General features: G+C 58.2%; 17 protein-coding genes and 1 pseudogene. 10 read left to right on the forward strand and 8 right to left on the reverse strand.

Annotated features, from left to right (window positions below; genetic code table 11):
• Positions 1-2 precede the first annotated feature (2 nt).
• Positions 3-1,289: an L-pipecolate oxidase gene (amaA, locus tag QRN20_RS24330; protein WP_029243615.1), complete on the forward strand. Its 1,287-nt coding sequence runs from the start codon at positions 3-5 to the stop codon at positions 1,287-1,289.
• Between the two features lie 9 nt (positions 1,290-1,298).
• On the opposite strand, the gene QRN20_RS24335 is transcribed toward amaA, so the two are convergent.
• Both QRN20_RS24335 and QRN20_RS24340 read right to left on the reverse strand, forming a co-directional pair.
• Positions 1,299-2,672 carry a sensor histidine kinase gene (locus QRN20_RS24335; RefSeq protein WP_004880640.1) on the reverse strand — a complete coding sequence of 458 codons (1,374 nt, stop codon included), beginning with the start codon at positions 2,670-2,672 and terminating at the stop codon, positions 1,299-1,301.
• A complete protein-coding gene (locus QRN20_RS24340; protein ID WP_025996527.1) occupies positions 2,669-3,331 on the reverse strand; it encodes a response regulator in 663 nt (220 codons plus the stop codon). The genes QRN20_RS24335 and QRN20_RS24340 overlap by 4 nt, the downstream gene beginning before the upstream one ends.
• A 171-nt stretch (positions 3,332-3,502) precedes the next feature.
• Between QRN20_RS24340 and QRN20_RS24345 the strand changes: the two genes are divergently transcribed.
• The 9 genes from QRN20_RS24345 to QRN20_RS24385 all read left to right on the forward strand — a co-directional run bounded on the left by QRN20_RS24345 (position 3,503) and on the right by QRN20_RS24385 (position 12,736).
• Entirely contained in the window at positions 3,503-3,769 is a 267-nt protein-coding gene (locus QRN20_RS24345; protein WP_029243614.1) for a PepSY domain-containing protein, read from the forward strand.
• Positions 3,769-4,314, forward strand: coding sequence for a cytochrome b/b6 domain-containing protein (locus tag QRN20_RS24350; protein ID WP_058432594.1), 546 nt, complete (start codon positions 3,769-3,771; stop codon positions 4,312-4,314). The genes QRN20_RS24345 and QRN20_RS24350 overlap by 1 nt, the downstream gene beginning before the upstream one ends.
• Positions 4,315-4,379: 65 nt before the next feature.
• On the forward strand, positions 4,380-5,678 hold the full coding sequence (locus QRN20_RS24355; protein ID WP_004880647.1) for a sialidase family protein: 1,299 nt from the start codon (positions 4,380-4,382) through the stop codon (positions 5,676-5,678).
• Positions 5,675-6,295 carry a hypothetical protein gene (locus QRN20_RS24360; RefSeq protein WP_217669718.1) on the forward strand — a complete coding sequence of 207 codons (621 nt, stop codon included), beginning with the start codon at positions 5,675-5,677 and terminating at the stop codon, positions 6,293-6,295. Before QRN20_RS24355 ends, QRN20_RS24360 begins: the two co-directional genes overlap by 4 nt.
• Positions 6,296-6,305: 10 nt before the next feature.
• On the forward strand, positions 6,306-8,339 hold the full coding sequence (locus tag QRN20_RS24365; protein WP_285361416.1) for an LTA synthase family protein: 2,034 nt from the start codon (positions 6,306-6,308) through the stop codon (positions 8,337-8,339).
• A gap of 107 nt (positions 8,340-8,446) precedes the next feature.
• A complete protein-coding gene (locus QRN20_RS24370; RefSeq protein ID WP_004880654.1) occupies positions 8,447-8,713 on the forward strand; it encodes a metal/formaldehyde-sensitive transcriptional repressor in 267 nt (88 codons plus the stop codon).
• 25 nt (positions 8,714-8,738) lie between these two features.
• The gene (dmeF, locus tag QRN20_RS24375; protein WP_285361418.1) at positions 8,739-9,692 is read left to right on the forward strand and encodes a CDF family Co(II)/Ni(II) efflux transporter DmeF; all 954 of its coding nucleotides are present in this window, start codon (positions 8,739-8,741) and stop codon (positions 9,690-9,692) included.
• A 195-nt stretch (positions 9,693-9,887) separates the two neighbouring features.
• The gene (locus QRN20_RS24380; protein WP_285361420.1) at positions 9,888-10,502 is read left to right on the forward strand and encodes a biliverdin-producing heme oxygenase; all 615 of its coding nucleotides are present in this window, start codon (positions 9,888-9,890) and stop codon (positions 10,500-10,502) included.
• The gene (locus QRN20_RS24385; protein ID WP_285361422.1) at positions 10,499-12,736 is read left to right on the forward strand and encodes an ATP-binding protein; all 2,238 of its coding nucleotides are present in this window, start codon (positions 10,499-10,501) and stop codon (positions 12,734-12,736) included. The genes QRN20_RS24380 and QRN20_RS24385 overlap by 4 nt, the downstream gene beginning before the upstream one ends.
• Positions 12,737-12,790: 54 nt before the next feature.
• Here the strand turns inward: QRN20_RS24385 and QRN20_RS24390 are convergent, their stop codons facing one another.
• From QRN20_RS24390 to tssI, 6 genes and pseudogenes are all read right to left on the reverse strand, one after another.
• Positions 12,791-13,693: a hypothetical protein gene (locus tag QRN20_RS24390; RefSeq protein ID WP_502942240.1), complete on the reverse strand. Its 903-nt coding sequence runs from the start codon at positions 13,691-13,693 to the stop codon at positions 12,791-12,793.
• Between the two features lie 165 nt (positions 13,694-13,858).
• Positions 13,859-14,755: a hypothetical protein gene (locus QRN20_RS24395; RefSeq protein ID WP_122517528.1), complete on the reverse strand. Its 897-nt coding sequence runs from the start codon at positions 14,753-14,755 to the stop codon at positions 13,859-13,861.
• Positions 14,756-14,920: 165 nt separating this feature from the next.
• A complete protein-coding gene (locus QRN20_RS24400) occupies positions 14,921-15,823 on the reverse strand; it encodes a hypothetical protein (protein ID WP_122517494.1) in 903 nt (300 codons plus the stop codon).
• A 148-nt stretch (positions 15,824-15,971) separates the two neighbouring features.
• Positions 15,972-19,757, reverse strand: a complete 3,786-nt coding sequence (locus tag QRN20_RS24405; protein WP_122517495.1) for a hypothetical protein — start codon at positions 19,755-19,757, stop codon at positions 15,972-15,974.
• Between the two features lie 248 nt (positions 19,758-20,005).
• Positions 20,006-20,551 (reverse strand): annotated as a pseudogene (locus tag QRN20_RS24410) (DUF4123 domain-containing protein); the annotation flags it as partial.
• Positions 20,548-21,800: type VI secretion system tip protein TssI/VgrG (tssI, locus tag QRN20_RS24415; RefSeq protein ID WP_285361424.1), on the reverse strand; the 1,253-nt coding region annotated here is incomplete at its 5' end. The gene tssI and the pseudogene QRN20_RS24410, both read right to left, overlap by 4 nt.

Raw genomic sequence — 21,800 nt, forward strand, 5'->3', positions numbered from 1 at the left:
CGATGGCGCACTTGCGTGAAGGGTGTCTTTGGGAACAGGTGACGCCGCAGCGTCCGGTCAGCCCCGCGCTGTTCGGCGAGTGCAGCGCGGATGTGTGCATCATCGGTGCGGGGTTCACCGGACTGTCGGCTGCCCTGCAGTTGCTGGAGGGCGGCAAGTCGGTGTGCGTGGTCGAGGCCCATCAGGTCGGTCACGGCGGGTCCGGGCGTAACGTCGGTCTGGTGAATGCCGGAACCTGGGTTGCGCCCGACGAGCTGGAAAAGACGCTGGGCGCGGTCGAGGCCACGCGGCTCAACACTGCGTTGGGGGCGGCACCTGCGCTGGTGTTCTCGACCATCGATAAGTACAACATCGATTGCCAGGACACCCGCACCGGCAACCTGCACATGGCTCATAACGCCAAAGGTCTTGCCGATTTGCGCAGTCGCGCCGAGCAGTGGCAGCGCCGGGGTGCCCATGTCGAGTTGCTGACCGGCAAGCCCTGCGAAGACGCCTGCGGTACGGATAAGGCCGCCGGAGCGCTGCTTGACCATCGTGCGGGCACCGTCAACCCGATGGCTTATGTGTCGGGCATGGCGCTCAACGTGGTGGCACGGGGCGGGCAGTTGTTTGGCAGCTCGTCAGTCACCGGTCTGCAACGCACCTCCGATGGCTGGAAGGTATCGACCGCCGCCGGAAGCGTGCGCGCAGAAAAAGTGATCATCGCGTCCAATGCCTACACCGAAGGCGAGTGGACTGATATCAAGGATCACATCTTCGCCGGCTACTACTATCAGGTCGCCTCGCAGCCACTCTCCGGCGCGGAACAGGCCGAGGTTCTGCGCGGCGGACAGGGTTCGTGGGACACGCGCACTGTGCTCAGCAGCATCCGACGCGATGCGCAGGGGCGTCTGGTATTGGGCAGTCTGGGCAATGCGGGCAACTATCCGCTGTGGTTCATTCGTCGCTGGGCCGACCGCATTCAGCAGCACTACTTTCCCCAGTTGGGCAAGGTCGAGTGGGAAAGTACCTGGACCGGGCGTATCGGTTTCACGCCGGACCATCTGCTGCGATTGTTCGAGCCCGCGCCGGGGTTGCTGGCTGCGACGGGTTTCAACGGGCGCGGCGTGACCACCGGAACGCTGGTGGGCAAGTGCTTTGCCGACTACCTGCTGACCAACGACGCTCAGGCCCTGCCGGTGAGTTTCTCCAGCGGCGGTAAAGTCTCCGGCAGTTCGATACGGACCCTGGCATACGATGCCGGATTCACGCTGTACCACGCAGGCCAGTGCCTGCGCGTGGTGCTCTGACGCGGCGTTTCAAGAGGTTCTGCTCTTGAGCCTCAGTTCTGCACACAGCCCGCCTTGCGCCGAGTTGCGCAAGTGCAGGCTGCTTTCCAGCTTGCGCACGATCATGTCGACAATCGCCAGACCCAGACCTGCGCCGTTGCTGTTGCCCTGACTGTAGAACCGTTCGAACAGACGCGCCTTCTGTTGCTCGTCGATGCCGGGACCTGCGTCCTCGACCGACAGGTACGCGCTGCCGTCCTGCTGCGGGTGCAGCGCGACGCGGATTTCGCTGGCGGGCGGTGCGAAGTTCAGCGCGTTGGTCAGCAGATTCTGCAAGGCAATGGTAATGGCCGCCGGGTCGCTGTGGATAACACAGTCCTCGCCTGCTTCGAACACCAGGTCGACCCGTTTTTCCAGCGCCAGCGGCGTCAGCTCGGCCATCTCTTCGCGCACCAGCGTGTTCAATTCGAAACGGGTCAACTGGCTGTCGCTCGAACGTGGCTCAAGGCGCGCCATGGTCAGCAACTGACTGGCCAACCGTGCCGCGCGATCAACCCCGTGAACCAGGAAATCCAGTGCTTCGAGCCGCTGTTCCGGGGTTTCGGCCTGACGGGCGTTCTGCGCATGGATGCGCAGGATGGTCAGCGGTGTGCGCAGTTCGTGAGCCGCATCGGCGATGAAACGGCGTTCGCGTTCCAGCACGTTCTCGATCTGGGTCAGCAGGCTGTTGAGCGCGTGCTGCATGGGTTCCAGTTCCTTGGCCAGCGGCGAGACGTCGAGCGGCTCGAGGCTGTCGGCATCCCGTCGGCTGATCAGGCGCGCCATGCTTTGCAACGGGCGCAGCCCCCAGCCGATCGCCAGCCAGATGGCCACGATCAACAGCGGAACGCCGATCAGCGCGGGCCAGAGCGTGTGGCTGACAATCCGCTGGATCAGGTCCTGACGCACGTCGTCGCGCTCGCCCACCCAGATCAGAAAACCCTGTTGCGGGTCTGCCAGCAGAAAGCCGCACCACTCGTGGCCATTTTCGATCAGGTCGTGGGAGCCTTCTTCGCTGGGCGGCGCAGCCAGTAACGGCGCTTCGGCCGAACGCACCAACAGTTCGCCCGAGGTGCGCCACACCTGAAAGGTCAGGCGGGTTTCGTAGGGGTGCGCCACACCACTGGTGCCGACCCGGCTCATGGCCTGATCGAAGGCCTGATAGAGCTTGTCCAGGTCCTGTTCGCCAGCCGCACGTTGACGCAGCACGCCCTGCAGCAGGCGAGCGCTCTGAGCGAGCTGCGCATCGTAGACCTCTTCGATTTCGTGATGGCTGTCGCGCAGGGCGAGCAGGCTGATGGTCAGGTCACCCAGCAGCAACAGCAGCAGGACCGGAACCAGAATGCGGGCGCGTACCGAGGTCATGCCTTGAGCTCCAGCAGGTAACCGACGCCGCGAACGGTGCGGATCAGTTCGGTGGACAGTTTCTTGCGCAGGTTATGGATCAGCACTTCCAGGGTGTTGCTTTCGACCTTGTCCTGCCAGCCATACAACGTGTTGGACAGGCGCTCGCGGGTCACGACCTTGCCGGGGCGGATCATCAATTGATGCAGCAACTGATACTCCATCGGCGTCATCGGCACTTCATTGCCCTGGTAACTGACCTGCTGCGAGGCGGGGTCGAGGCTGATGCCTGCGTGTTCCAGCAGCGGTTGCGCGCGTCCCTGGCTGCGGCGCAGCAACGCACGGACACGGGCCTTGAGTTCTTCGACATCGAAGGGCTTGATCAGGTAGTCATCGGCGCCGGCATCCAGTCCGGCGATGCGGTCGGCAGTGCCGTCCCGGGCGGTCATGATCAGCACCGGCAAGGTGATGTCTTCGGCGCGCAACTGGCGCAACAGGTCAAAACCGTCCATGCGCGGCAGACCTAGGTCGAGCAGCAGCAGGTCGAACGGCTCGCTGCGCAGGGCATGCAGCGCGCTCAGCCCGTCTTCGAGCCAGTCGAGCGTATAGCCTTCGGTGTTCAGGGCGACCCGAATACCCTGGCCGATGGCTCGATCATCCTCGACAAGAAGCAGACGCATAAGGTTTCGACCCGTGATTGTGGGGGGGAGAAGGGCGCCATCATGCAGTGAGCGAGTGGTCTCGCGAAGCGCCGGGCGTGCGGGAAGATGTTACCAGCTGTTGCACATTAAGCTTTTCCTAAGACTCGTTTCGCACAGTGAGCGCTCCTTAACTGCCTGCGAGTATTTGCCATGCGTAAAGTCCTGCTGATTCCCCTGTTGTTGGCCAGCCCGTTGGCGCTGGCAGGTCCGCAATGCACCACGGCTGAAAAGTCCCAGTGGCAGGATCAGGCAAAATTCCAGGAGCAGCTCAAGGCTCAGGGTTACGAGATCAGCAAGTTCAAGGTCACTGACGGCAACTGCTACGAGATCTATGGCTTCGACAAGGACAAGCGCAAGGTCGAGATCTACCACGATCCGGTCACCGGCAAAGCCGTGAAGACCGAGATCAAGGGCTGATGAGTCAGGCGTCCCTGCGCCTCTGGGACCCGCTGGTCAGGCTGTTTCATGTCTCGATCGCGGGTGTCTTCATCGCCAACTACTTCTTCAATGAAGCCGGTGATGACTGGCACGTCTGGCTGGGCTACTACGCGGTGGCCTGGGTGGTGGTGCGAGTGGTGTGGGGATTCGTCGGGCCGGACAGTGCGCGCTGGAGTGATTTCTGGCCGACCCCGGCCCGGCTTCGAGCGCATGTGTGCTCGCTGATCAGTCGCCAGCCCGTGCACCGACTCGGCCATTCGCCGCTCGGTGCGCTGGTCATGATTCTGATGATGGCGATGATCTTCGGCATGGGCCTGACCGGATTCCTGATGCAGGAAGTCGATGCGCTCTGGGGTGCCGACTGGCCGCTGCAGATCCACGAAACGCTGGCCAATACGCTTTGCGCGCTGGTGGTGCTGCACATGGCGGCAGCCCTGTTCGAAAGCTTCCAGGTGCGGGACAACCTGCCGTTGTCGATGCTGACAGGGAAACGACGTCCACTGCCTGAAGATAGGCGTTCCTAAGCCAGCCAACCCTGAACCCAGACCAAACGATTACTTCCTTACCTTCACTACAGTGATGCCCCTTCATGCGTGTAATTTCCCGAAACCTGGTCGCATGGAGCGCAGGCCTGATCGTTGTGTCGATCTTTATCAGTGCGTGGCTCAGCCATCCGCTGCACCGGATTTCCGGCTTTGCGGTCAGCACACCGACCGTCAATACGGAAAGCGTTGCGCCCAAGGCGTCCTACAGCTCGCGCTTCGCCTCGTCCGATCTGGATGACTTCGTGCATTCCTCGGCGGTCACCGCGTTGCCCGGCGGCGACCTGATGTCGGTATGGTTCGCAGGCTCGCGTGAAGGCGCTGGCGATGTCGAGATCCGTACCTCGCGCTTCGATGCCGCAACCGAGGAGTGGGGGAGCGAGCACGTGTTGGCGACCCGCGAATCAACCCAGTCCGGCACCGGAAAATACATCCGCAAGCTGGGCAATCCGGTGATTGCGCTGGCCCCCGACAAGCGCCTCTGGCTGTTCTACGTGTCGGTATCGGTAGGCGGCTGGGCGGGAAGTACGGTCAATGCGATGGTCTCCAGCGATATGGGCGCCAGCTGGTCGCCGCCGCGTCAATTGGTGACCTCGCCTTTTCTGAATATCAGCACCCTGGTGCGCGCTGCGCCTGTGTTCCACGCCGACGGCTCGATCGGTCTGCCGGTGTATCACGAGTTTCTCGGCAAATTCGCCGAGTACCTGTACCTGAGCCCGGACGGCGATGTGATCGACAAGTTTCGCATCAGCCGTGGCAAGAACTCGTTGCAGCCAACCGTTGTGCCGCTGGACGGGCAGCGCGCTGTGGCACTGCTGCGTTATGCCGGTGAAACCCATCACCGCGTGCTGGCCAGCCGCACCGAAGACGGCGGGCAGACCTGGAGCGAGCCGCATCCGTTGTCGCCCAGCAATCCCAACTCGTCGCTGGCTGCCGTCGGCGTGCCCGGCAAGGGTTTGCTGGTGGCCTTGAACGACCTGCGGGAAGGGCGTTTCAAACTCAGCCTGTATGGCACCGACGAGCAGATGGACATCTGGCGGCCGGTGATCGATCTGGATAAATCCCCCGATCCGCTGGGCACGCCGTTCTCGCTGGAAGCCTACAAAGAGGTGATCGGTGAAGGCTTCAGAAGCTCCAGCGGCGCACGTCGCCAGCCGATGGAAGCCGAGTTTCTGAGCAACCTCGACCAGCGCGTCTGCTCGCCGCAGGGCTGCGACTTCGAATACGAATACCCGTACTTCATCCGCAGTCCCGAGGGCCTATATCACCTGGTCTACTCGTGGAATAACACCTTCATCAAACATGTCAGCTTCAATGAGGCCTGGCTGGCGGAGCACCTCTTATGATCGCGCTTGGACTGGCTCACCTGGCGTTCGCGTGGACGCTGTTCATTCTGCTCGCACCCCTGATGTCATCGCTGTGGTGGCGGTGCGGTCTGCTGACCGCCACATCGCTGCTCAGCGTGATTTCGGTGAACGGCCTGACCATGGCGGCCTACGCCCGCAGCCTGACCGACGACCTGGCCATCAGCAGTCTGGTGGTACTGGCCTGGCTGACACTGAACCGTCTGGGTGTTATCAAGCCGATGGCCGCCTCACACCGTCTGGTGGTGTTGCTGGTGTTCGCGGCGATGGCGCTGGCGCTGTATCCGGCCACGCTGGGGCTCACCTATTTCGATCCGTACCGCTGGGGCTACAACCCAAGGACCATGATCATCATAGTGGCGGTGATTGCGCTGGGGCTGGTCTGCCTGCGCAACGTACTGGGCGTGGTGATGCTGAGCGCCGCCACGCTGGCGTTCACGTTCCGGATCAAGCCGTCGGAAAACTATTGGGACTACCTGATCGACCCGCTGCTGGCGCTGTACTGCTGCGTTGCGCTGGTGTATGTCGCCGTTCGTTATGTCTATCGCAGGGCCATGGGGCGCAATCGCCCGACTGGCCTGTCTGCCAGCGCTGTCTAGAGGGAAGAGAATGAGTGGGTTGCAATCACGACGCCTGAGTTATTGGCTGGGCGCGATCGGGTTGGTGTTTGTGTTGCTGGCCGTGTTGCGGATGGTGTTCTTTTACGGTTTTTCGGGCGTGGAACCCGGCACACTGTTCACCAGCGGCGAGGTGCTGCAGACGCTGGGCATTGGATTCCGCTTCGACCTGCGCCTGTCGCTGCTGCTGATGCTGCCGGTGGCGTTGCTGCTCTGGCTGCCACGCCTGAATCTGATCCGCATGCCGTCGCTGCGCTGGGTGGTGCGGGTCTATCTGGTGCTGGCACTGGCGATTCTGACCATGGTCTACATCGTCGATTTCGGCCACTACGCTTATCTCGGCGTGAGGCTCAACGCCAGTGTGCTGCGTTACCTGGAAGACGCACAGATCTCCCGCGACATGCTCTGGCAGACCTACCCGGTGCTCTGGATTACCGTTGGCTGGCTGCTGGTCGTTGCGCTGATGGGCTGGGCGCTGATCAGGCTTGAGCGGGTGACGCTGGCGCGCGCTGCCAGGCCGATGACGCGCTTATCGATTGCTGCAGTGTCGGCCGTGATGGTGTGTGCAACCTTTCTCGGGCTGCTGGGGCGGGTCGAAAACCTCAATCTGGAAAACCCGGTGCCGCTGCGCTGGAGCGATGCATTCTTTTCCGGTAACAGTCAGGTGGCGGCGTTGGGGCTCAACCCGGCGCTGTTTCTGTACGACACGTTGAAAGTCGCTCAATCGCGCTATGACGAGAAACAGGTGCGCGAGCATTACGACGTCGTCGCTCGCTACCTGGGTGTGGACAAGCCTGATGTGAGCGTTCCGAACTTTACCCGTCAGCAACCGGTGCAGCCTTATCGCCTGCCGGGTGATCGACCGCCGAACGTGATGTTTGTGATGCTGGAATCGCTGGGCACCAGTGCCGTCGGCGCGTATGGCAATCCGCTGAATCCGACGCCGAATCTGGACCATCTTGCGACCCAGAGCTGGTTCTTCAAGCATTTCTACGTGCCTGTCACCGGCACGGCGAAAACAGTCTGGGCGAGCATTACCGGCGTTCCCGACGTCACCCGCCAGGAGACCGCCACGCGCCATCCGCTGATCACGCGGCAGAAGACGATCATCAACGACTTCAAGGGCTACGAGAAGCTGTACATGATTGGCGGCAACTCCGGCTGGGCCAACATGAACGCGCTGATCCGGCGCAGCATCGATGACGTGCGTCTGTACGATGAGCGCGACTGGAAATCGCCTCAGGTGGACGTCTGGGGCATTTCCGATCTGGACCTGTTCAAGGAAAGCGACCGTATCCTGCGCGCCTTGCCCGCGGACAAGCCGTTCTTCGCCTACGTGCAGACGGCGGGTAATCACCGGCCGTTCACCATTCCGAAAGACAACGACGGTTTCAAGATCAGCGACAAAACGCTCGAACAGGTTCAGGCCGCCGGCTCACGCAGCGTCGAGCAGTACAACGCCGTGCGCCTGCTGGACTTCAATATTGGTCAGCTGATGGAACTGGCCAAGGCGGGCGGTTATTACGAAAACACCATCTTCGTGCTGTTCGGCGATCACAACACCCGTATCAGTCAGATCCCGCACATGGCGCCTGCTTTCGAGCAACTGGGGCTGGAGAGCAATAACGTGCCGATGCTGATCCATGCACCAGGTCTGCTCGGCACGCGGGTGATCAACGAAGCGGTGGGCCTTGCCGATCTGCTGCCGACGCTTGCGGGCATGGCCGGGATGCCGTTCAGCAACAGCGCGATGGGACGCGACATTCAACAGCCTGCACCGGAAGGCGAACGTGTCGTGCCGCTGGTGCTGCGCGAAGGGACGTTCCCTTTGATCGGCGGTGTGACGCAACATTACCTGCTGCAGATGGAACACGACGGCAGTTCCCCGACGCTGCACGATCTGGCGTCGCCCACGCCGCTGGACAATGTCGCCGAGCAGCACCCTGAAGAGTTCGAGCGTCTACGCGACCTGACCCGCGGGTTGCACGAGACCGCGCGGATGATGCTGTACCAGAACGTGCGTTGATCCTTGTTACGCCAGCCTTGTTCATTTGCAGGCTGGCGTTTGCCTCTCGCGTCCAATGCGCCTAACATTCTCGCCTATATAGGTAGGGGGGGTATGGTATGGCGCACATGATCGACGACAAGGCGGATCTGCTCAAACGTGTCCGGCGCATTGCCGGACAGGTACAGGCCATCGAGCGCCATCTGGAAGGCGATGCCGATTGCGGCAAGACGTTGCACCTGGTGGCAGCCACCCGTGGTGCCCTCAACGGTTTGCTGGACCAGATCATCGAAGCCCATGCCCGCGAGCATGTGGCGCATCCCGATTTGAGCGACGAGGCGCGGGCGCAAGGCCTGGAAGAATTGCTTGAAGCCATCCGTCGTTATTCCAAATGACACCCGTCGTGCAAGGAGCCTTGCGATGAGTAACGCACATCACGGCCTCGCGGCCGCTCAACCCCATCACCACGTATTTCTCGGCGCAGCCCATGACCGCAACGCTCGCCGTACGCTGTGGGTCGTGGCGCTGACGTTTGCCATGATGGTGGTCGAGATTGTGGCGGGTTATATCACCGGTTCCATGGCGCTGCTTGCGGACGGCCTGCACATGGCGACCCATGCCGGAGCGCTGGGCATCGCAGCCGGTGCCTACGCTTTCGCACGACGTAATGCCCACAACCGCAGGTTCAGTTTCGGCACCGGCAAGGTCGGCGACCTTGCCGGGTTCGCATCGGCGCTCATTCTGGCCATGGTGTCGCTGGGCATCGGCATCGAGTCGCTGGTCCGGCTGTTTCAGCCGACCACCGTTGCCTTTGGCGAAGCCACCGTGATCGCTGTTATCGGTCTGGTGGTCAATGTGCTGAGTGCCGTTTTACTGTCGGGCGGACATGGCCACGCGCATGGGCATCATGACCACGGGCGCTTTCAAGACCATGATCACGACCACCATCATGGCGACAACAACTTCCGTTCGGCCTATCTGCACGTCATGGCCGATGCCTTGACGTCAGTGCTTGCCATCGCGGCGCTGCTGGCCGGGCGTTATCTGGGCTGGGTCTGGCTGGATCCACTGATGGGCATCGTCGGCGCGTGCGTCATCGCCAAGTGGGCGTATGGCCTGATCAAGGACAGTTCCCGTGTCCTGCTGGACGTGACTGATGAGCACGTGGCGGGTGAAATCCGCGAAATTGTGGAAGCCGCCGGAGACGTGAGCATCATCGATCTGCATGTCTGGCGGGTCGGTCCCCAGGCCCATGCAGCGATTGTCAGCGTGCTCGCTGATATTAAAGTGCCTGCCGACGTGATCCGTGGCAGACTCAGCCACGTACACGAGATCTCGCATCTGACGATCGAATACCAGACCCGAAACGTCTGAGTTCCAACAGGCAATGCTTGCTGGTGTTACGAGTAACCGGCACGCATTGCCTTATGGTCGTCATTTAAAACTTTTGTATTTCATCGGCAATTCGGAAAAAAACTGTCCGCTTTCGCATTCAATCTGTATTTTGTCCGTCACTTTTCGCTCGGACGCGTTTTTTCTGCCTTATCGAACCTTCGAGAGCCTTACTGGATGCCGGCAAAGTTTTCCTGCGCTACACCCTCGAAGTTGCTCGATGCACTTCGTTCTGAAACCAGTCAATTACACCGTCAACTTGAAAAACGCATGCCGTTTTTCTCTTCCAGTCTGGATGCCGCTCTTTACCTCCGTTTGCTGCAGGCCTATTACGGGTTTTATTCACCACTCGAGTCGGCGTTGCGAACCAGTGCGCTGGTTCCGTCAGAACTCGTCCCGCACGAAAGGGTCAAAACTCCCGTGCTGGTTGAAGACCTGCGGGCGCTGGGCATGACTGATCAGAGCATCGAGCGCCTTGCGCTCTGTTCCCGGTTACCCGTGATTGATTCTGCGGCAGCGTGTCTGGGCGTGCTGTATGTGCTCGAAGGTGCCACACTCGGTGGGCAGGTGTTGCGACGCGAGGTGGATAAACGCCTCGGGTTGAATGAGCAAAGCGGCGCCGCATTTCTGAATGTTTATGGCGCCGACACCGGACCGCGCTGGAAGGTGTTTCTGGATTATCTGGACGATGTCCCGAACGACATTGTTTTCAATGCAGCTGCAGCGCAGGCGGCGCATTCCACATTTGCATGTTTCGAGCACTGGCTCGACGGTCAAGAGGTACTGTTATGAGCCAACTCGACAAGGACGCTTTTGAAGCGCTCCTGGCCAATTGCGCTGATGAACCTATCCAGTTTCCGGGCGCCATTCAGCCCCATGGTCTGTTGTTTACTCTGACAGAACTCGACCTGACCGTGCTTCAGGTAAGTGCCAACGTCCATGCCCTGCTGGGTCTTGAGCCACAGCAGGTGATCGGCCAGTCGTTGGAAAAGGCTTTGGGTGCCGGCTGGACTGATGTCATCAGAAGCGCCAGCGCCCATGAATCCTTCGTCGATGCGCCGCGTCTGCTCATCAACGTCAATGGCGTCGAGTTCGAAGCCATGATGCACCGCAGCCAGGACGCGCTGATTCTGGAACTCGAAATCCAGGACAAGGACGCTCAGGCTGTCAGTTACCTTGAGCGTACGGGCAATCTGGGCCGCATGCTGCGTCAGTTGCATGCCGCCAAGGACCTGCAGACGCTCTACGAAATCAGCGTGCGTGAAGTGCAGAAAATGACCGGTTACGACCGCGTTCTGATCTATCGCTTCGAGGAAGAAGGGCACGGTCAGGTGATCGCCGAAGCCTCTTCTCCGGCCATGGAGTTGTTCAATGGCCTGTTTTTCCCGGCTTCCGACATTCCCGAGCAGGCACGTGAACTGTACCGCCGCAACTGGCTGCGCATCATTCCTGATGCCGACTACACGCCGGTACCGCTGGTGCCGCAGCTGCGTCCTGACACCCATCAGCAACTCGACCTGAGCTTTTCGACGCTGCGTAGCGTTTCTCCGATTCACTGCCAGTACATGAAGAACATGGGCGTGCTGTCCTCCATGAGCGTCTCGCTGATCCAAGGTGACAAGCTGTGGGGCCTGATCAGTTGCGGTCACCGCACACCGCTGTACGTTTCCCACGAACTGCGCAGCGCCTGTCAGGCGCTCGGTCAGGTGTTGTCTCTGCAGATCAGTGCAATGGAAGCGCTCGACGTCAGCCGTCAGCGCGAGACCAAATTACTGACGCTTGGCCGTCTGCATCAGTCGATGGTCGCCGCCGAAGACAACGTGTTCGATGGCTTGGCTCAACAGCCGCAGCTGCTGATGGAGCTGGTCGACGCGACCGGTGTGGCAATCATCGAGGACCGTCAGATGCAGTGCTATGGGATCTGTCCCGAGCCAGCGGATATCCGCGCGCTGCACAAGTGGATGATGTCCGGCAGCGAGCCCGTGTTCTCCAGCCATCAATTGTCCAGTGTTTACCCGCCTGCCGAGGCCTATCAGGCCATCGCCAGCGGCGTGCTCGCCATGAGCCTGCCCAAGCCGGTGGACAATGGCGTGATCTGGTTCCGCCCCGAGGTCAAGGAAAGCATTGAGTGGAGCGGCGATCCGGCCAAACCTCTGAATCTGGAAAGCTCCGACGTCGGCATGCACCTCCGGCCTCGTACCTCGTTCGAGATCTGGAAAGTCGAAATGACCGGCATCGCGACCAAGTGGAGCCATGGCGATCTGTTTGCAGCTAACGACCTGCGTCGTTCTGCGCTGGAAGACGACCTGGCGCGTCAGGTCACCCGTGAGCAGCAAGCCGTGCGCGCCCGTGACGAACTGGTGGCCGTCGTCTCCCACGACCTGCGCAATCCCATGACGGTTATCTCGATGCTGTGCGGCATGATGCAGAAGTCCTTCAGCTCCGACGGACCGCACACGTCACGTCGTATTTCCTCGGCCATCGACACCATGCAGCAGGCGGCCAGCCGCATGAACGTGCTGCTCGAGGATCTGCTCGATACCTCGAAGATCGAAGCGGGTCGCTACACCATCACGCCTCAGCCTCTTGAGGTGAGCCAGATCTTCGAAGAAGCCTATTCACTGCTCGCTCCGTTGGCGATGGACAAGTCCATCGAGATTTCCTTCAATGCCGAGCCCGAACTCAAGGTCAAGGCTGACCCCGAGCGCCTGTTCCAGGTGTTGTCGAACCTGATCGGCAACGCCATCAAGTTCACCCCCAAGCTGGGTCGGATCGGCGTTGCGGCAATGTCCAACGGCGAAGAAATCGTCTTCACCGTGCGCGACTCCGGCGAAGGCATCCCGCCCGACCAGTTGCCACACATCTTCGAACGCTACTGGACCGTCAAGGAAGGCAACCCGAGCGGCACCGGACTGGGCCTCTACATCTCGCAAGGCATCATCAAGGCCCATGGCGGGGTGCTGGCGGCGCAAAGCGAAGTGGGCAAGGGCAGTGAGTTCCGGTTTACGGTGCCGCGGGCCGAGTAAGTGTGACGGGAGCGAATAGTACTCGCTCCCGCGCTCTCGTTTTGCTGATGCCTTTCAATCGTTGTAACTGACATAACGTTCCATCAGATTGGGCCGTGTGAACGTGTCGATGGCATACGCGCGCTGCCACATGGCATCGACCCGCTGCTTGAATGTGTCATCGTCCATGTCGATCCAGTAGCGCGGGTTACGGCCGTTTTCCTTGTCGTATTTTTCAGTGACAGGGTCCAGATGCCGGTAGGCTTCGAACAGCGGGATGTCCGGGATCGGGCGGCTGACGTCCATGTAGTTCTGCAGAAAATCCCACAGCGCGCAGGGACGATGCTTGAAGTCGTCAGGGCCAAGCAACGAATGAAAGTTTATCTGCCTGTCTTCATAACGATGGCGGAGCAGCAATCCGTAGTACGAGCCAAAACGATCACGGGTGGTAATCATGTAGGCATCGAACTCATAGAACGGTGCGATGAACTCGTCTATCACGCCTTCCTTTCGATGGCGTTTGTAGTCGAAGATCGTGACCAGACCTGTTCGGCGGTTCAGCTCCCAGAGCGGGCCTTTGGGAGGGCGGAACCAGATGCGGGGGCAGTGGTTGATGACGATGTGGCCGATGAGCCAGAATACTAACCAAGGTGACATGATTACGGGGAATAGATCAAATACATGCATGAGGTAATTTATAATCGCGGAGTCGGTAGCGTTTTCGATACCGAGCAGCGAAGTCAGAAGGAAAATAGGCAGGAGTATTATGAATGACCACTTTCCCCCTGCATACATGAATAGCCAGAAGTGTGAGCGGAAAGGCAGTTGAGAGTATCTAAAGCGTTCCTGGTCATATTGTTGATGAAGCTCTACGCCCTCAAATAGTTTTGAGGTATAAGTTTCTTCGGCCTCCTGTTTTGTTTTTTCTTTCTCGGCATCCTCCCAAAATCTCATGCTTTCAGGAGTTGGCTCATCCAAAACGCTGATAGATACCACTTGTTGAGTCGAGCCCCAAGGTAGACGTACTAAGGTGGAGCCGAATGACTTACGCCTTAAACAGGGATTCTGTTCAGGAATAGCGTCAAGTTTGTAGGCTTGTGATCCGTAATAAGGTTGGTCGCGTTTTATTTTGTTCATACATTCTCAATCGTTGTAACTGACATAACGTTCCATCAGATTGGGCCGTGTAAACGTGTCGATGGCATACGCGCGCTGCCACATGGCATCGACCCGCTGCTTGAATGTGTTGTCGTCCATGTCGATCCAATAGCGCGGGTTGCGGCCGTTTTCCTTGTCGTATTTTTCAGTGACAGGGTCCAGATGTCGGTAGGCTTCGAACAGCGGGATGTCCGGGATCGGGCGGCTGACGTCCATGTAGTTCTGCAGAAAATCCCACAGCGCGCAGGGACGATGCTTGAAGTCGTCAGGGCCAAGCAATGAATGAAAGTTTATCTGCCTGTCTTCATAACGATGGCGGAGCAGCAATCCGTGGTACGAGCCAAAACGATCACGGGTGGTAATCATGTAGGCATCGAACTCGTAGAACGGTGCGATGAACTCGTCTATCACGCCTTCCTTTCGGTGGCGCTTGTAGTCGAAGATCGTGACCAGACCTGTCCGGCGGTTCAGCTCCCAGAGTGGGCCCTTGGGAGGACGGAACCAGATGCGGGGGCAGTGGTTGATGACGATGTGGCCGATGAACCAGAAGAGTAACGGTATTCCGATCACCATTGGGTATAAGCCTACAAGTAGCTCCATAGTGACCTGTTGCCATGAAATAGAGGATTCTGAAATTGCGAAAATGTGCGTGAAAATCATAAGTGGGAATATTATTAAAAAAGCCCATTTTCCGAAGTGGAGCAGAAATAGCCAAAACTGGGATGTAAATGGAAGTTTTGCAAATCTAAAGCATTCCTGGTCATATTTTTGATGAAGGTCTACGCCCTCAAATAATTTAGGTGTATAGGTCCCTTCTGATTTTTCTTTTTCTTTCGCTACATCCTCCCAGAATCTCATCCTCTTAGGATTCGACTGCCCCATAATTTCATCCGATGCTACTTGTTGAGTTGAGCCCCAAGGCAGGCGTACGGAGGTGGAACCGAATGATTTATGCCTTAAACCGGGCTTCTGTTCAGGAATAGCGTCAAGTTTGTAGGCTTGTGATCCGTAATAGGGTTGGTCGCGCTTTATTTTGTTCATACATTCTCAATCGTTGTAACAGACATAGCGTTCCATCAGATTTGGCCGAGTAAACGTGTCGATGGCATACGCGCGCTGCCACATGGCATCGACCCGCTGCTTGAATGTGTCGTCGTCCATGTCGATCCAGTAGCGCGGGTTGCGGCCGTTTTCCTTGTCGTATTTTTCAGTGACAGGGTCCAGATGCCGGTAAGCTTCGAACAGCGGTATGTCCGGGATCGGGCGGCTGACGTCCATGTAGTTCTGCAGAAAATCCCACAGCGCGCAGGGACGATGCTTGAAGTCGTCAGGGCCAAGCAACGAATGAAAGTTGATCTGCCTGTCTTCATAACGATGGCGGAGCAGCAATCCGTAGTAGGAGCCGTAACGATCACGGGTGGTGATCATGTAGGCATCGAACTCGTAGAACGGTGCGATGAACTCGTCTATCACGCCTTCCTTTCGGTGGCGCTTGTAGTCGAAGATCGTTACCAGACCAGTTCGGCGGTTCAGCTCCCAGAGTGGGCCCTTGGGAGGACGGAACCAGATGCGGGGGCAGTGGTTGATGACGATGTGGCCGATGAACCAGAAGAGTAGGGGAATGCCTGTCAGTACTGGGTATAAGCCTTTAAGTGCCTCGAGGGTAACTACTTGCCATGAGTCATATGAGACTGATATGAGTTTTGCATGTGCAAAAGCTGTCAAAGGAAAAAGGATGATAAATCCCCATTTCCCAAAAAGAAGTAAAAATATCCAAAACTGCGACGTGAATGGAAGTTGTGCAAATCTGAAGCGCTCTTGATCGTATTTTTGATGAAGGTCTACGCCCTCAAATAGTTTAGGTGTATAGGTCCCTTCTGATTTTTCTTTTTCTTTTTCTTTTTCTGTATTTTCCCAGAATCTCATGCTTTTAGGGGGCGACTGCCCCATAATCCCATCCGATGCTACTTGTTGAGTTGAGCCCCAAGGCAGGCGTACGGAGCTGGAGCCGAATGACTTATGCCTTACGCAGGGCTTCTGTTCGGGTATAGTTTCTGGACAATATGACTGATTGTGGTAATAGTCTTGGGTTCTAATATCACTCATTTGATAATTCTCCGTAAGTGATTTCGTCTGCCCAAAAACTTTGATTAATTTTACTGAAATCAGGCATTGCTCGCTCAGGGCTGTATAGAGTTGAATCCCTAATCGATGGGGCAGGAAAATACAATATTTCTTTTTCACGATTCAAAGTGATTTGAGCTCTGATAGCCCATTTAATATTGTAAGTTTTCCTTGGCCAAGTGGTTGTGTTTTTTTCCTCTGGAGTGGAAAAAAATAGCTCCAACGAATCGCTCGTAATTCGTTGACCTTTAGGTATCTGAGGATGGTCATCCACTGCGGTTTCTGTTTCATAATACATTCCTTGTTTGTCTAGTTTTCCGTAGATTCGAACCAGTCGGCATTCGGCGTTTATATTTACACTACCAAATCCACCAATTAGGCCCGGTATACGGCTTCCAATACGAATAATTTTGTCAGCGCTCCTGATTGGTTGCGGTGTGTCGGCTCGAAAGTTGAATTTAGCTTGAGGTTCGTATGCCGGGTTTTTATTGATGCTAATGTGAATGCCCGCCAGTAGGCTTATTAGGCGGTATAGGGCTTCAGTCGGGTTTTTTAGATGCTGGTCAACATCACCGCTTTCGCCAAAAGGGCCGCTCGCCAGCCACGTTTTCAATGGTGTTGCGCTTAACTTTAAAACAAGCCATATGCCAGTCCCAAGTAAGAATAAAGCGAGCCAGCCATACAGGTTTAAACCGAAAAAAGTTAATGCTCTACCGAATAGGGAACTCATTATGGATGAGAGTCCTCCTGCTGCAATAGTTAAATGGCCGTACATGGCTGGATCATTCCATTGCCACGCATACCACGCGTCGTAGAAATTAATGCCTGCCAGCAAGGCACCAGAAGCTACTTGTGCAAAAAAACGAACTGATATCTGCTTGGTTATCGCTTCGCCAAGCTTTGCCCCAAGCAATCGACTTGCCGACGCTTCAGAAATTTCATAGAAAATTTTTCGACTTATAAGCTGTGTTGATTGGATGCTTGATAGTTTTGCTGTTAACGCTTCAGCTGCAATAGTTAGGTCCAAAACCGCTGCAGCCCATCCTGCACCTGCCCTGAGGTAGCCTTTCTCACGAACGGTCTGCTCAAACGCATCTCCCTCCGAACTCACATTCCAAATCTCCAACATCAACACCGCCACACAAAACCGTGTCGATGCCAGAAACCGGTAAACAGGCCCGCTTTTCGTCGCATCCAGGTTTTCGATGGCCTGACTCAGCCCGCTTCTCGCCCTAACATAGGCGTTCTCCGCCTTGCCAACCGCATGCCCGGCTTCTTGAGCCGCTTTCAGTTTGCGGTTGATGTCGCCGACCAGTCGTACGGTTTTGTGTGCGCGCGGGATCACCAGTACGTGGTGTTCGCCTGAGGTCAGGGGGCCGTGTGGGTTGAACGGGGGATCAATGTCGCGGAACAGGTTGCCGTTCGGGTCCAGGTATTCGCCGTAGCGTGCGTTGGGCATGGCGCTTCGGGTCGGCAGGTCTTCGAGGCCGAATACGTAGTGCTGCGGAGTGACCCGGTTTCGTTTCAATAGAAACGCGGCGCCGAAATGCTCCGGCATCATGCTGCGCAGTTGCTGAACGCCCCGGCCCTGCCGGTTGATGTTGATTCTGCGTGCGTTGGACACAGGCTCGTCGCGGGCTTTGGCCAGTTGATCGACGGCCGACTGGCTTTTGGTGTCAGCCTTGGCCGCAGCGACTTTACTGGAGGCAAGCGTCTGTTCGGCTCGCCCGACAGCGTTTTCGGCAGCATCGACTGCGCCTTGCAGGTTCTCGAAGATGCCGACCAGTGCAGCGGTTGTGGCTTTGCCGTTGTTGATGAGGAAGAAGTTCTGCAGGCTGTCACCCGCCAGCAGGTTGGCCAGCAGCGTTGCGTCCAGCGTGAGCTGAGTGGCGGGATCGGGTACTGGAAAGTTCTCGAAACGTGCCAGTTCGGTTGCGCGAAAGCGACCGTCGCCCAGGTTCTTGTCTTCGTCGAGTGGCGCCTCATAAGGCCGGCAGACCGACTCCAGGTCGCTTTCGGGCCAGAGCATGAGGTGCAACGGATGCTCGCTGTCGTTGGTTATCTGCGACAGCAGTGTCTGACCCTGACTGACCTTGGCTTCCAGAAAACCGACTTGCGTGACCGCATCCACGATAGTGCCGCCAGGTGCCAGCGGGTCCACGTTTGAAGGCGTGAGTGCGAGCGTCGTCAGGGTCCGGCTCAGGTCGTAGAGTGCTGCCACATACTCGAAGCCATCCTGGCTCAAGTGATCGGCGACGGTCTGGAGGGTGATGCGGCGTTGAAGGCTTTCAACCAACAGATTCTGAACGGTGATCATGTGTCGCCACGCCAGCGCTCGCTGGACGGTGGCGGTGCATTGGTTGACGGCTTGTCGGCCCGTATCCGAGAGCGAGGTGATCACTTCATTCAGCGGGTTTTTCGCGCCTCCTATCGTTGGCGGAACGATCAACTGATGCACCAGCAGAGCGCTGGCGTGATGAGGGTGCTGGATGGCGTACCTGGCGCACACGCCGAGCAGTTGTTGATGGGTGTCGAGTCGCTGTCGCAAATGGCGTATTCGGTGATATGAGTCATCGAGCAGCACGCCGCAGACCTGACGCTGGCGCGCTTTGCTCAACACATCAGTGACACCTGGTTGGACTTCCCAAAGAACAAGGTTATCGGCTGAATCTTCTTCACCGGCAGGCAAGCTGGCCTGCATGGCATCGGTAAGCGCCGACAGCTCCAGATAATGCGTGTCCCTGACCGCGCTGCCTTTGTCAGCTTCGGCAAGAAAGGCGTTTGCCTGTTCGAGCGCCCTGGCCGGAAACTGGCCTGACAGATCACACAGATAAAGAGCCGGGTGCTCCAGCAGCCGTTCGTAACCGGGCTGACGTGCGCGTTGCGGGGCTGCGAGACTGACGGGAAATACTGACAGTTCGAGATTCAGACGTGCGGCGGTGATTGGCGCAAGTGTGAGCTGCTGAACCTTGTCGAGCATGTTGAAGCCTGAAAATGCCTTGAGCATGGCTTCGCCGTCGGGCCTGCCCTTGTACAGACGGTTAAAGCGCTCTTTCGAATAACTGAGGTCCGGTCTGCTGCAGCGCTGGGTTCTCAGCGCTGCATCCTGTTCCAGACGCTCCAGTCGGGACGCGCTGAGCTGTATTTCGGAAAAACACAACTCCACATCCAGCACACGCCGGTCGTTCCACATTCCGGGCAACCAGATGTCCTCAAGCGCCACGCCGATGGCGGCCCGTTCGCCGCGCGTAAAGCCTTCGTCCTGACGAAAGCAGGCGACATCAATGTCATGGTAGGTCGTGCCGGTATCGCTGATCCTTACTTCCAGTTCACGCCATAGCCTTTGCCGATAGAACACGTACACGTAGCCTGCACGGGCCAATACCGGCGTGCCAAGGTCGTATGGGCTTTTCGAACCGGGCAGGGCGACAAACGGCAGCACCGGGATGATCTGGTTGAATTGTGCATCGGACTGTCGTGGAGTGACTTTCGTGTCACCGAGCAGTGGCAGACGTATCGGTTCGCCTTCGGTGGTCGCAATCTCGAGTTCCAGTTGCGTCTCGGCAACGTGGTCCCAGACCTCCAGCCTGCAACTGTACGGATCTCTTTCCAGTGTCTCGGGACGGGAAGGGTAGGTGCATCCGCCATCCTTGCTGTTCAGCAGCAGTTTCTGATGGGGCGCGTGATCCTTGCCCATGACCTGAACGATCAGTTTGCCTGTTTCACAGCAGGGGCCTGAACTCAGGCTGCCTATGGTCATTGGACAGGTTCCTTGTGTTGCGCAGACTGCTGCAGCAGGACTCGCAGTGTGTCCAAACGTTCTTCTCCGGTGCCGCTGTACTGACGTGGCGGAGATTCCTGCCCGGGGTTTTGTGCGCGCAGCGACAGGTAGCGATTCATGAGCGTCGGGTCTATTGCGAAGCCGTGAGCCATGCCCTCGTCCAGGTAGTCGAGTGCCCTGGGAAAGTCAGTGCCGGTTTGTTTTTTCCACCAGTCATAGGCGAAGCGCTCACGCTCCTGACGGCGGAAGGCGTCTTCCTGGGCGTCGCTCAGTCTCGGTGTGGTTGGCTGGGCCGGTGGCGTCCAGCAGGAGACGTGAGGATTGTCGAGGCTCATCCAGCGCTGGTTGCCTTGCGCAAGGTCTGGCCAGGTTCCGCCATACCACGACAATCGGGAGATGGGCCCCAACCATGGCGCGTTCTCTTCGGTGGTGCCGGTTGTGAAGAAATAGCTGGCCGTTACGGGATTCGAATAACGCAGGACGCCTCGGCGGATTTCCTCAAAATTGACGATCAACAGATGTCTGAGATGAGCGAGCAGAATGTCGTGGTGAAACGGACTTTCGATGATCAGTCCAGGCCAGCTTTCCGGGGCATTGTGGACCGTCTGCAACAGGCGGTCGTCGTCGGTCGCGGCTACCCACAAGGGGCTCTTGTCCCGATAGGGTGCAAGTTCTGTCTTGTCGAACAGCATCCGAGGCTTGGGATCAGGCAGCAGTTGATAAAGTTTTTCCAGCAGGTGGTCGGTACGCTCCAGCAGCAGGCAGGTCTTCATGATCTGCCTCCTTCCTGCAGCGCCTTGCGACAACCGCAGTCGGGCAGCGGACAGTCAGCGGGTGTTCCGCCTTCAGGCTTTTGACAGAGCTGGGACAGCGGAACCGGCTCTGCCAGCCGCTGCGTCAACAACTCGCCTGCTGTTTCTGTCAGAACCATTTTGACAAGCCCCGGCAGGTTTGGCATCGCGCCGCTGCCCGTCGCAGGCATGCCTCCCGAGTTCAGTTTCACCAACGGTCCGCTCACCGTTACCCCTCCCGAGTCGATCTTGATAAAGCTGCCACCCACTTTCAGGGTGATTTCCATGCCTGCCTCGATCACCACCTGATCACCGGCCTTGATGTGGACTTCATGGCCGACGTCTGCCAGCAGTGCTTCGTCGACCTTGATGTGTTGTTTGCCGCTCACGGTCAGGTGATCGTCCGTGCGCACTTCAGTCAGGCGGTTGCCGTCGACTACGCGATGCTCCTCGGCCTTGAATTCGCTGTAGCTGTTTGCCTCGACCCGGTCGTGCCGTTCGTGGCCGACGCGGATTTTCTGGTCGTGCTGGATGTTCTGGTCCCAGTCGCGCTGGGCATGGACGTAGATCTGCTCCTGACCGGCGCGGTCCTCGATGCGCAGTTCGTTGGAGCCTTTGCCGCCGGGGCTGCTCAGGGTCTTGAACACGCTGCGGGTCTGGTGGGCGGGCAGCGGGTAGGGCGGGGTGTGTTCAGCGTGGTACAGGCAGCCGCTGATCAACGGACGGTCTGGATCGCCTTCGATGAAGGTCACCAGCACTTCCATGCCGACCCTTGGAATGACCATGCCGCCATAGCGGTCACCCGCCCAGCTCGAAGACACGCGCAGCCAGCAACTGCTCTGATCCGTGACCTGACCATCGCGATCCCAGTGGAACTGGACCTTGACGCGGCCATGTCTGTCGCAATGAATCTCTTCACCCGCCGGGCCAGTCACAACGGCTGTCTGGCTACCGGCAATGCGCGGTTTGGGATGGCGCAGGGATGGCCGAAACGTGACTGATCCGGGTATGGCCCTGAAAGTGTTGCGGTAGCCTTGGCGCAACTCGCCTGCGCCCGAATGTTCGTTTGATGCTGCCGCTTCCAGCACTTGCGGCTGACGACCTTCATGCCGGATCTCGGTCAGCAGCCAGAGTGAGTTCCAGGCTGTCTGGGGATGCTCGCTCAGGGGCAGGAAATGCCCGCTTACCAGCCGTGGCTGATCACTGTGCCCTTCGGCAAGCCGGTAATCAT

This window comes from Pseudomonas sp. fls2-241-TYG-175 (genome assembly GCF_030209155.1).
In the GTDB taxonomy this organism is placed as follows: Bacteria; Pseudomonadota; Gammaproteobacteria; order Pseudomonadales; family Pseudomonadaceae; genus Aquipseudomonas; species Aquipseudomonas viridiflava.